At 74.8% G+C, this 11,024-nt stretch carries 8 protein-coding genes; 4 read left to right on the top strand and 4 right to left on the bottom strand.

The features are described 5' to 3' along the window. Positions 1-201: 201 nt before the first annotated feature. Positions 202-2,262 (top strand): beta-galactosidase, encoded by a 2,061-nt coding sequence (locus tag GSF02_RS16385; RefSeq protein ID WP_159798448.1) that lies wholly within the window; start codon positions 202-204, stop codon positions 2,260-2,262. Between the two features lie 71 nt (positions 2,263-2,333). Here the strand turns inward: GSF02_RS16385 and GSF02_RS16380 are convergent, their stop codons facing one another. Genes GSF02_RS16380 through GSF02_RS16365 form a run of 4 tightly spaced genes read right to left on the bottom strand, consistent with a single transcriptional unit; the run spans position 2,334 to position 8,662 of the window. Further along, a complete protein-coding gene (locus GSF02_RS16380) occupies positions 2,334-5,447 on the bottom strand; it encodes a glycoside hydrolase family 2 TIM barrel-domain containing protein (protein WP_159798447.1) in 3,114 nt (1,037 codons plus the stop codon). Beyond that, positions 5,444-6,373, bottom strand: a complete 930-nt coding sequence (locus GSF02_RS16375; RefSeq protein WP_159798446.1) for a carbohydrate ABC transporter permease — start codon at positions 6,371-6,373, stop codon at positions 5,444-5,446. Before GSF02_RS16375 ends, GSF02_RS16380 begins: the two co-directional genes overlap by 4 nt. Next, the gene (locus GSF02_RS16370; RefSeq protein WP_159798445.1) at positions 6,370-7,323 is read right to left on the bottom strand and encodes a carbohydrate ABC transporter permease; all 954 of its coding nucleotides are present in this window, start codon (positions 7,321-7,323) and stop codon (positions 6,370-6,372) included. The genes GSF02_RS16375 and GSF02_RS16370 overlap by 4 nt, the downstream gene beginning before the upstream one ends. A 1-nt stretch (position 7,324) precedes the next feature. Beyond that, positions 7,325-8,662, bottom strand: a complete 1,338-nt coding sequence (locus GSF02_RS16365) for an ABC transporter substrate-binding protein (RefSeq protein WP_159798444.1) — start codon at positions 8,660-8,662, stop codon at positions 7,325-7,327. A 248-nt stretch (positions 8,663-8,910) separates the two neighbouring features. Between GSF02_RS16365 and GSF02_RS16360 the strand changes: the two genes are divergently transcribed. From GSF02_RS16360 to GSF02_RS16350, 3 genes are all read left to right on the top strand, one after another. Beyond that, complete coding sequence (locus GSF02_RS16360; protein WP_159798443.1) at positions 8,911-9,183, top strand: DUF4235 domain-containing protein; 273 nt, start codon at positions 8,911-8,913, stop codon at positions 9,181-9,183. A gap of 159 nt (positions 9,184-9,342) precedes the next feature. Next, complete coding sequence (locus tag GSF02_RS16355) at positions 9,343-9,960, top strand: SigE family RNA polymerase sigma factor (protein WP_408003908.1); 618 nt, start codon at positions 9,343-9,345, stop codon at positions 9,958-9,960. Next, positions 9,957-10,928 carry a hypothetical protein gene (locus tag GSF02_RS16350; RefSeq protein WP_159798442.1) on the top strand — a complete coding sequence of 324 codons (972 nt, stop codon included), beginning with the start codon at positions 9,957-9,959 and terminating at the stop codon, positions 10,926-10,928. Before GSF02_RS16355 ends, GSF02_RS16350 begins: the two co-directional genes overlap by 4 nt. Positions 10,929-11,024 lie beyond the last annotated feature (96 nt).

The raw sequence follows: 11,024 nt of genomic DNA, 5'->3' as shown, positions 1-11,024 counted from the left end.
CACGCCGGGCGCCCGCGGGCACCGCCCGGCGCCTGCGCGGCGCCGCGCGGGCGCTCGCCGCCGCGGCGCGCCGGGTCGAGCACGTCCCGCTCCTGCGCATCGGCGAGGACCCGTCCACCCGCGACGAGGGGCGCCCCGGCCGCGCCGCCTGAGTCCCGGGACGCCCGCCGTCGGCGGCACCCGCGTGCCATACTCGCCGCCATGCGACGACGCACCGCCCCCGAGGGCTTCGACCCGGCCGCCGTGCGGCCCTGGAACGCCCGGATCGACGGGCTCGGCTACGGGGGCGACTACAACCCCGAGCAGTGGCCGGACGAGGTGCAGGTCGAGGACGTGCGCCTCATGGACGAGGCGGGGGTCAACCTCGTCAGCGTCGCGATCTTCTCGTGGGCCACCATCGAGCCGGTCGAGGGCGAGCTCGACTGGGCCTGGCTGGACCGCACCATGGACCGCCTGCACGACGGCGGGGTGCGCGTCGCGCTGGCCACGGCCACCGCCTCGCCGCCGCCGTGGCTCACCCGCCGGCACCCGGAGATCCTCCCGCGGCTGGCCGACGGCACCGTGCTGCACCAGGGCGGGCGGCAGGCCTACGCCCCCACGCACCCCGTCTACCGGGACTACGCGCTGACGATGGCGGCCCGCATGGCGGAGCGCTACGGCGACCACCCGGCCCTGGCGCTGTGGCACGTGGACAACGAGATCGGCTGCCACGTGCCGCGCGACTACTCCGACGCCGCCGCGGCGGCGTTCCGGGAGTGGCTCCGCGCCCGCTACGGCACCCTCGAGGCGCTCAACGAGGCGTGGGGCACCGCGTTCTGGTCGCAGCGCTACGGCTCGTTCGACGACGTGCTGCCGCCGCTGGCGGCGCCCACCTACGCCAACCCCACCCAGCAGCTCGACTTCGACCGGTTCAGCTCCGACGCGCTGCGCGACTACTACCGCGACCTGCGCGACACCCTGCGCGAGATCACGCCCCACGTGCCGACCACGACCAACCTCATGGCGTCCACCGGCACCAAGGGCATGGACTACTTCTCCTGGGCCGCGGACCTCGACGTCGTCGCCAACGACCACTACACGATCGCGGCGGACGACGAGCGGCACGTCGAGCTGGCGTTCTCCGCCGACCTCACCCGCGGCATCGCCGGCGGCGACCCGTGGATCCTCATGGAGCACTCCACGTCGGCGGTGAACTGGCAGCCGCGCAACCGGCCCAAGGCGCCGGGCGAGATGCTGCGCAACTCCCTGTCCCACGTGGCCCGCGGCGCGGACTCGGTGATGTTCTTCCAGTGGCGCCAGTCCGCCGCCGGGGCGGAGAAGTTCCACTCGGCGATGGTGCCGCACGGCGGCACCGACACCGACGTGTGGCGCGACGTCGTCACGCTCGGGCGGGCGCTGCGCGCGCTCGGCGAGGTCCGCGGCTCGCGGGTGCGCTCCCGCGCCGCGCTCGTCTTCGACTACGAGGCGTGGTGGGCCTCCGAGCTCGACTCCCACCCCACCCAGGCGTTCCGCTACACCGACCAGGTGCGCGCCTGGTACGGCGCCCTGTGGAAGCTGGGCGTCACCGTCGACGTCGTGCACCCCGGCGGCGACCTCGCCGGCTACGACCTGGTCGTCGTGCCCACGCTGTACCTGGTCACCGACGCCGACGCCGCCAACCTCGCCGCGGCGGCCGACCGCGGCGCCACGGTGCTGGTCACCTACTTCTCCGGCATCGTCGACGAGCGCGACCACGTGCGCCTGGGCGGCTACCCGGGGGCCTTCCGCGACATGCTCGGCGTGCGCACCGAGGAGTTCGCCACGCTCCAGGAGGGCGAGACCGTGCGCGTGGTGGGCGGCCCGCTGCCCGAGGGCGCCGTGGCCGACCTGTGGACGGAGAAGACGCACGTCGCCGAGGGCACCGACGTGGTCGCGGTGTACGACGACGGCGTGCTTGCCGGCTGGCCGGCGGTGACCCGGCGCGGGACCGACGGCGGCGGGGCCGCCTGGTACACCGGCGCCCGCCTCGACGAGGCGGCGACGACGGCGCTGGCCCGCGCCGTCGCGACGGAGGCCGGCGTGCTGCCCGAGGACGAGCCCGCCGTCGGCCTGGAGCTGGTGCGCCGGCACGCCGACGACGGGCGGTCCTGGCTGTTCGCGATCAACCACGGGCCGGCCGAGGCCGCGGTGCGGGCGACGGGCGCCGAGCTGCTCACGGGCGAGGACGTCGACGGCACCCTGACGGTGCCCGGCGGCGCCGTGCGGGTCGTCCGCGAGGGCTGACCGCACCGACACGGGCGAGGGCCCGGCCGGCACGCTGCCGGCCGGGCCCTCGCCCGTGTCGGGACCGCCGGTCAGCCGAGCGCGCGCCAGCGCAGCTCGAGCGTGCGCGCCGAGGGGCGCAGCATGGCCGTCGGCCACACGTCCGGGCCGCACGCCCGCGAGCCGAGGCCGTGCTGGGCGGCGTCGACGTACAGGTGGTGGCGGACCGGCACGGGCAGCTCGTGCGGGTGCCCCGCCCGGGCCAGCTCGTGCGCCGAGTGCCGCGCGAGCGTGAACCCGGGCAGCCGGCCGCGGGCGTCGCGGCCGGCGACCATCCGCAGCCACGGCCGCCCGGACCGCTCGAGCTCCAGCTCGCGGACCTCCGAGCGGTGCCCGGACTCCTGCGGCCGCGCGTACGGCACGGTCAGGTCGCCGATGCCGGCGCGGTAGCGGCCCACGGCCACCGACCCGCGCACGTCGGGGTAGGAGTCGTGCGGGCCCAGGCCGAACCAGCCGGCGCCGTCGACGTCGGTGGGCAGCCCGAGGTGGACGCCCACGCGGGGCCACACGTCCGGCCAGCCGTCGTCCGGCGTGACGACCACGCGCAGCACCGCCTCGACGCCGCCGTCGGCGGCGCGCTCGGCGGTCCAGGTCTCCTCGACGTCGAGCGACGCGCGGCTCTGCGCCGCGGAGACCCGCCGCAGCACGCGCAGCCGCTGCGGCGACTCCTCGACGTCGACCGTGCGGTGCACGAGCCGGTCGAGGCCCTGGGCGCGCCAGCGCACGGCCGCCGGCGGGGCGGGCTCGCCGCGCCACGGCAGGGCGGTCGGGTCGACGGCGTCGTAGCTGCCCATCGCCGCGCCCCGGTCGTTGTCGGTGGGCGCCCGCCACAGCTCGACGCGCGGCGCCGAGACGGCGGCGCCGGCGAGCTCGACGAGCTCCGCGCCGCGGAACGCGACGGGGGCGTCGGCGAGCGGCACGTCCGCCCGGCGCGGCGCGCGCACCGGCGCCGGGGGCGCGGGCAGCGCCCACTGGTCGCGGCCGAGCACGTGCCCGGCCTCGGCCCAGGCGGTCGCCTCGCGCAGCACCACCTCGACGGTGGCGAACGCCTCGGCCCCGGGCGCCGGCGTCGGCAGCGCGGCGGCGTCGAACAGCTCCACGACGGCGCGCGCGCCGGCGGCCACCGGCCGCCCCTCGGCGTCGTCGGCGGGTGCCGTGCCCTGCGCGACCACCGCGCCGTCGTGCTCGACGCGCCAGCGCAGCGCGAGGTCGGCGGTGTCCGCGGCGAACCGGCGGTTCCAGACCTCGACGACGCCGCCGTCCCGGGCCCCCGCCGCGCCGCCGCGCCCGGCCCGCTCGGCGGCCGGCCGCACGACGACGGGGCGCTCCACGTGCGCGAACTCCGCCAGCCCGGGGCTCGGTGTGCCGTCGGACAGCACCATGCCGTCCATGACGAAGTTGCCGTCGTGCACGACCTCCCCGAAGTCGCCGCCGTAGGCGAAGTACTCGACGCCGTCGGGCGTGGTGGTGCGGATGCCGTGGTCGCGCCACTCCCAGACGAAGCCGCCGTGCAGGCGCGGGTGGCGGTCGACGAGCTCGCGGTACTGGTCGAGCGCGCCCGGGCCGTTGCCCATCGCGTGCGCGTACTCGCACAGCAGGAACGGCTTGGACCGCTGCCGCGCGGCGTCGGCGGTGCTGCAGCCGAGCAGCGGCGCGAACGACCGGCCGTCGCTGCCGTTCGCGCTGCCGATGGACTCCACCTCCGGCACGGTGGCGTACATCCGGGAGTACACGTCGGTGTACTCGCCGGCGTAGTCGCCCTCGTAGTGCACCGGGCGGGTGCGGTCGCGGCCGTGCACCCACTCGGCCATCGCGGCGAGGTTGCGCCCCGTGCCCGACTCGTTGCCGAGCGACCACAGCACCACGCTGGGGTGGTTCTTGTCCCGCTCCACCGTGCGGCGGACGCGGTCGAGGTAGGCGTCGCGCCAGCGGGGGTCGTCGCTGGGGTTGTCCACCCAGCCGCCCGCCTCGAAGCCGTGCGTCTCCAGGTCGCACTCGAGGATCACCCACAGGCCGAGCTCGTCGGCCAGGTCGAGCAGCCGCGGGTGCGGCGGGTAGTGGCTGGTGCGGATCGCGTTGACGTTGTGCCGCTTCATCTGCGCCAGGTCGGCGCGGGCGTGCGCCTCGTCGAAGACGCGGCCGCGGTCGGGGTGGGTCTCGTGGCGGTTCATGCCCGAGAACGTCACCGGCCGGCCCGTGACCAGCAGCCGGTCGCCCACGATCTCCACGCGCCGGAACCCGAGCCGCAGCGTCACGGTCTCCCCCGTGGCCGCGACGGTCGCGGTGTAGCGCCGCGGCGTCTCGGGCGACCACGGCTCGACGACGCCGACCGGCACGGGCGCGACGTCGTCGGGCGTGGCCCACGTGACGTCGACGCCGAGCTCCTCCACCCGCAGCCGCACGGGGAACGCTGCAGCGTCGGCGCGCAGCTCGGGCACCACGGTGCCCTCGAGCGTGGCGGGGTCGACGTCGGCGTCGAGCCAGACGTCGTCGATCGCCCCGGCCGGCCGGTGCAGCAGCGTGACGTCGCGGAAGATGCCCGGCAGCCACCACTGGTCCTGGTCCTCGAGGTAGCTGGCGGCCGACCACTGCACCACCCGCACCGCGACGGTGTTGGCGCCCGGGTGCACCACCTCGGTGACGTCCAGCTCGTGCGCCAGCCGGCTGCCGGACGCCGCGCCGACCTCGACGCCGTTGACCCACACCCGGAAGAACGACTCCACGCCGTCGAACCGCAGCAGCACGCGGCCCTCGCGGGTCCAGCCCTCCGGCACCTCGACCTCGCGCCGGTAGTCGCCGGTCGGGTTCTCGTCCGGCACGTGCGGCGGGTCCACGGGGAACGGGAACTGCACGTTGGTGTAGATCGGCCGCCCGTAGCGGCCGTCCCCGACCAGCACCCAGTGCGCGGGCACGGGGACGTCGTCCCACCCGGCGCCGGGCACGTAGCCCGGCCGCGCGAAGTCGTCGGGCGCCTCGCCGTCGGGCAGCACGCCGTGGCCGCCCGGCGTGCCCGGCACGGCGGGCAGCAGCCGGAACCGCCACGTCCCGTCGAGGGACAGCCGTTGCGCGTCGCTGTCGAGCGCCGCGCGCGGCGGCTCGACGCGCCCGGCGGCGGGGACGGTGGACTCGTGGGTCAGCAGCGTCATGCCTTGACAGCGCCTTCCGTCAGGCCGCCGCGCCAGAACCGCTGGAGCATGATCATGGCGACGGCGAGCGGGATGATCGAGAGCAGCACGCCCCCGGTGGTCAGCTCGTAGAACTCCGGCAGCCGGTCGGTCTGGCTGTTCCAGTTGTTCAGGCCGAGCGTGATCGGGTAGAGGTCCTGGTCGCTGAGCATGACCAGCGGCAGGAAGTAGTTGTTCCAGATGCCCACCAGCTGGAAGAGGAACACCGTGACCAGGGCCGGCGTCATGATCCGCAGGCCGATCGTGTGGAAGATCCGCAGCTCGCCGGCGCCGTCGATGCGCGCGGCCTCCACCAGCGAGCCGTCCACCGTGGCGTCGGCGTAGATGCGGCACAGGAACAGGCCGAACGGCGACACCAGCGACGGGATCAGCACGCTCCAGTAGGTGTTCGCCAGGCCGAGCTGGCTGAACAGCAGGAACAGCGGGAGGGCCGTGGCGGTGCCGGGCACGAGCACGCCGCCGAGCACCAGGCCGAACACGAGGTTGCTGCCCCGGAAGCGGTACTTGGCGAGCGCGTAGCCCGCGGCGGCGGCGAGGTAGGTGGCCACGAGCGCGCCGACCCCGGCGTAGAGGACCGAGTTGAGGAACCAGCGCACGAAGATGCCGTCGTTGTAGGTCAGGACGGCGCCGAGGTTCTCGAGGAGCGCGAAGTGCTCGCCCAGCAGGAACCCGTTCGTGCCGAACAGGTCGTCGGTGGTCTTGGTGGCCGCGACCACCACCCAGTAGACGGGCACGAGGAAGTAGACGGCGACGACGACGAGGATGCCGGTGACCAGGATCGTCGTGGCGGGCCGGCGGCCGGGGCCGCGGCCGGTGGACGGCTCGGCGACGGCGGCGCGGCGGTCGGCGGGGTCGAGGGGACGGGTCGGGACGGTGGCGGTCGTCATCGCGAGCTCCTGTTCGTCAGGCGCAGGAAGAGGAACGACAGGGCGAACGCGACCAGCGCGATGAGCACCGACTGGGCCGCCGCCACGTTGTAGTCGTTGTAGGCGAACGCCGTCGTGTAGGCCGAGAGGTTCGGCGTGTACTGCGAGTCGATCGCGGGCGAGACGGTCTGCAGCAGCTGCGGCTCGGCGAAGAGCTGCAGCGTGCCGATGATGGAGAAGACCGTGGTCAGCACCAGGGCCGGGCGGATCAGCGGCAGCTGGATGCTCCACGCGGTGCGCCACGGCCCGGCGCCGTCGACGCGGGCCGACTCGTACAGCTCCGGCGGGATCGCCTTGAGCTGGGCCACGATGATGAGCATGTTGTAGCCCGCATAGGTCCAGGTCACGATGTTCGCGATGGACCACAGCACGGTCCCGGCCCCGAGGAAGTCGGGCTCGAAGCCGAACAGCATGCTCGTGACGTCGATGATCGGGCTCAGGCCCGGCACGTACAGGAACGACCACAGGATCGTGGCGAGCACGCCCGGGATGCCGTAGGGCAGGAAGTACGCGGCGCGGAACAGCCCCGGCCAGCGCGCGGACGCCGACTCGAGCAGCAGCGCCAGCACGGTGGCGGCGATGATCATCACCGGCACCTGCACGACGCCGAACAGCAGCATGCGCCCGATCGAGGCGACGAAGTTGCCGTCCTCGAGCGCCAGCCGGTAGTTCTCGAACCACGCGAAGCTGCTGGTCACGCCCTCCTCGCCGAACAGGCCCTCGCGGGTGACGGTGGTGAAGCTCTGGCCGATCGCCACGAGGATCGGCAGCACGAACGTCAGCACGAACAGCGCCAGGAAGGGCGCCACGAGGATCCAGGGCGCCCGGGTGACGGCCGTGGAGCGCCGGCGCGGCCGGCGGTCGCCGGCCGTCGTCGCGGCCGCGGGACGGGTGGTGGTCGAGGTCGCCATGTCAGCCCTCCGCCTTCCGGATCGTGAGGCCCTTGTTGCGGAAGACCTCGATGGTCCGCTGCTCGGCGGCGACCACGGCGTCGACGAGCGTGCCGCCCGTCGCCTTGGTGCGGAAGCCGTCGGCGAGGATGTTGAACGTCTGCTGGGTGATCGGCCACCACTGCCAGTCGGGGTTCTGCTCCTGCGTGGCGGGCTGGAAGACCTCCGTGTTGTAGCGCTGGCCGCCGAAGAACTCGCTCGGCTGCTGCCGCGCCTGGCCGATGTAGTCGCGCGCCGGCGACCAGCCGATGCCCGAGTGCTCGATCATCGCGTCGATGCCCTCGGGGTCGGTGTTGAGCCAGACGGCGAACTCCATCGCCTCCTGCGGGTGCTTGCTGTTCGCCAGCACCGCCGACGTCGAGCCGCCGATGAACGACGAGCCGTACCCGTGGTCCCAGCGCGGGGCGGGCGCCACGCGCCACTTGCCCTCCGCGCCGCTGACGCCCGCCAGCAGCGCGTCGCCCCAGCTCGCGCCGACCAGCGAGGCGATCTTGTCGTCGGCCGCGGCGGCGAACCACCCCGGGCTGTAGGGGTTGAGCGACGTGGACACGACGCCGTCGTCGATCGCCTTGTCGAAGAACCGCGCGACGTCGAGGGTCACCTCGCTCGCCATGTCGATCTCCCAGCCGTCCTCCGCGGTGCGCAGCCACGTGGCGCCGGCCTGCATCGCGTGGGCGGTGAACACCGAGGTGTCGGAGAGCGGGAACGCGTCGATCATGATGCCCGCGTCGCGGAAGGCGGGCGCCACCTCGGCCCACTCGGCCCAGGTGGTCGGCACCTCGGCGCCCACCTGCTCGAACAGGTCCGGCCGGTAGTACATGCCGGTCGGGCCGGAGTCCTGCGGGATGCCGTAGACGCCGCCGGCGAAGCTCACCTGCGACCACAGGGTCTGGTCGAACTTCTCGGCGTGCTCCTCGACGCCGTACCGGGTGAGGTCCACGAGCCCGTTGACGAGCATGAACTCCGGGACCGTGCGCATCTCCACCTGGGCCAGGTCCGGGCCGCCGCCGGCCGCGAGCGCCGAGTAGAGCTTCTGGTACCCGCCCGCGTTGCCGCCCGGGATCCAGGCCACCTCGACCTGGACGTCGGGGTGCCGGGCGTTCCAGACGTCGGCGACCTTCTGGAGGTCCTTGAGCCAGGCCCAGTAGGTCAGCGTGACCTTCTCGCCGCTCCTCGCGGCGGGCACCACCGGCTGGGCGTTGACCGACGTCGTCCCCGGCGTCGCGCACCCGGCGAGCACCGCGGCCGCCCCGGCCCCGAGCCCCAGCCCGAGAAGCTCCCGTCTGCTGATCGATCGCATCCGTCCTCACTTCGTCGTGAATCGGGTGGTGGCAGCATCGCCCCCGCGCGCTCGCCCCCCGAGCGCGCGCTCAACCTAACAGGCGGTCGGCATCGGCCGCCCGGCGACGGGGCGGGCGTGTCGGCGGACGGCATGAAGCGATTCATCGTTCCCCGTCGGGGCGCCGCAGGTGCCCGCACGCCGGTGGCGAGCGTGCTGGTGGGCGCTACGGTGGTGCACGCCAGCCGCCCGTCGTCGAAGGAGTACCCGTGGCCGAGTCGCAGCAGACCAAGGAGACCGTCGTCGAGAAGGTCGTGACCCTGGGCCTCACGCTGGCCGCCGGCTGGCTGGCGCAGAAGATCGTGGGCATCGTCTTCCAGAAGGTCACCCACGCGGACCACCCGCTGAAGAAGGACGACGAGTCGCTCGGCGTCCTGCAGGCCACCACCTTCGCCGCCGTGTCCGCCGGCGTCGCCGCGCTCACCCAGCGCCTGGCGAAGAAGGGCGCGACCCGGGCGGTCACGCGCTTCGTCTCGAAGTGACCTGACGGCCCCGCCCCCCTCGGGGCGTCGGCGGGGGATATGTGGGGGGGCTGGGGGGGGGGGGGGGCGCCGGCGGGCCGGGCCCGGCCGGCCGTCGACGTCGGTTCCTGGACCCGCGCTCAACCTTTCCCGGCCGCCGGCCGTGTCACAGTCATGAGCATGACGATGATCGCCGGCGAGGCCGCCGACGACGACGCGCCGCCGGACGGGTTCGAGCTGGTCCGCGTGGCGACGTCCCTGGACCGCGAGTTCACCGACTTCATGCAGGCCGCGGCGCCGCAGCTGGCCCGCACCGCGTGGCTGCTGTGCGGCGACGAGCACCTCGCCGACGAGCTCGTGCAGCAGGCGCTCGCCCGCACCTACCTGCACTGGTCCAGGGCCCGCGACCGCGACCCGCTCGCCTACGCGCGCCGGGTCCTGGCCAACCTGCGCATCGACATGTGGCGCAAGCGCCGGCGCGAGGTCCTCACGGCGCCCGCGGACCTGCCCGAGGGGCCCGACGGCGCCTCCGCCGCCGAGCAGCACGCCGACCAGCACGCCGACCGTGACCGGCTCGTGCGGGCGCTGGCCACCCTCAGCCCGCGGCAGCGGCGCATCGTCGTGCTCCGCCACCTGGTCGGCCTCAGCGAGCGCGAGGTCGCCGCCGACCTCGGCGTCTCCGTCGGCACCGTGAAGTCCACGGCGTCGCGGGGCCTCGCCCAGCTGCGGTCCGTGCTGGGCGCCGCCGCGGCCGACCCCGAGACCGACGCCCCGGCGTCCGAGAGGAGCGCACGATGACCGCACAGCCGCCCACCGACGAGGACTTCGGCCGTGAGCTGCGCGCCCTCGCCGACGCCGTCGCCCCGCGCATCGACGTGCACAGAGCGGGAGTGGTCCCGGCGGCCCGACGACGGCGCGCCCGCCGGCGGGCGGTGACGGGCGTCGGCGCGCTGACCGCCGTGGTCGTCGCCACCGGCTGGACCGTCCAGGCGCAGCCGTGGGCGCCCGGGCCGGCGCAGACGGCGGTGCTGCAGGTCGCGTCCAGCCCGACGGCGGAGCCCACCGCGACCGCCGAGGCGGGCTGGCCGGACGCGCCCTACTGGTACGTCCGCGAGGAGCTCGCCCTGACGGACGCCGCGGGCGAGGAGGAGGTCACCACCCGCGAGTCCTGGTACGGCCACACCGGGCCCAGCCTGTGGCTCGAGGACGGGGACACGAGCACGCCGGGGGCGTCCGGCCCTGGGGGCTGGGGGCGGTTCGACATCGACGGCGTCGACACCCTCATCGGCTGGGACGCGCTCTACACCCTGCCGACCGACCCCGACCGGCTCGAGCAGATCCTCCGCGACGCCGTCGCGGCGGACCGCGGCCAGGGCACGCCGGACGACAAGGTCGCCGACATGGCGCTCGACCTGATCGCCGGCAGCCCCGCGCCGCCGGCCCTGCGCGACGCGGTCTGGAGCGTCATCACCGGCCTGCCCGGCACCACCGTGCTCGACGAGGCAACCGACGCGGCCGGCCGCACGGGCGTCGGCGCGACGTGGACGGCCGAGGGCACGACGTACCGGCTCGTGTACGACGCCGACGCGCAGCGGCTCCTGGAGCGGGCGGACCTGCCCGCAGACGCAGCAGCGACGCAGGACACCGGGAGCGGGGAGCTCACTGCCGGGTTCCGCCGCACCTACCTGGAGCAGCGCCCGGCGGACGCCCCGCCGGTCGAGCCCACGCTCGAGATGGCCGGCTGCGCCCGGTGGGAGACCTGCTAGGCCCCGGCAGAGATGGCCGACGGCTAGGGAAGTGGGACGAAACCACGCGAGTTTCGTCCCCCATACCAACCCCGCGCGCGCCGTGCGTGCCGCCGC

Source organism: Puerhibacterium puerhi, from assembly GCF_009846865.1.
Taxonomy (GTDB): Bacteria; Actinomycetota; Actinomycetes; order Actinomycetales; family Cellulomonadaceae; genus Puerhibacterium; species Puerhibacterium puerhi.
Note: the sequence above shows the minus strand (reverse complement) of the source record. Positions and strands in the feature narration are given on the sequence as shown.

Coding starts and splice junctions, on each gene's coding strand:
- GSF02_RS16355 (WP_408003908.1), top strand. CDS start 9,343: ATGACGATGATCGCCGGCGAGGCCGCCGACGACGACGCGCCGCCGGAC.
- GSF02_RS16375 (WP_159798446.1), bottom strand. CDS start 6,373: ATGACGACCGCCACCGTCCCGACCCGTCCCCTCGACCCCGCCGACCGC.
- GSF02_RS16365 (WP_159798444.1), bottom strand. CDS start 8,662: ATGCGATCGATCAGCAGACGGGAGCTTCTCGGGCTGGGGCTCGGGGCC.
- GSF02_RS16370 (WP_159798445.1), bottom strand. CDS start 7,323: ATGGCGACCTCGACCACCACCCGTCCCGCGGCCGCGACGACGGCCGGC.
- GSF02_RS16385 (WP_159798448.1), top strand. CDS start 202: ATGCGACGACGCACCGCCCCCGAGGGCTTCGACCCGGCCGCCGTGCGG.
- GSF02_RS16380 (WP_159798447.1), bottom strand. CDS start 5,447: ATGACGCTGCTGACCCACGAGTCCACCGTCCCCGCCGCCGGGCGCGTC.
- GSF02_RS16350 (WP_159798442.1), top strand. CDS start 9,957: ATGACCGCACAGCCGCCCACCGACGAGGACTTCGGCCGTGAGCTGCGC.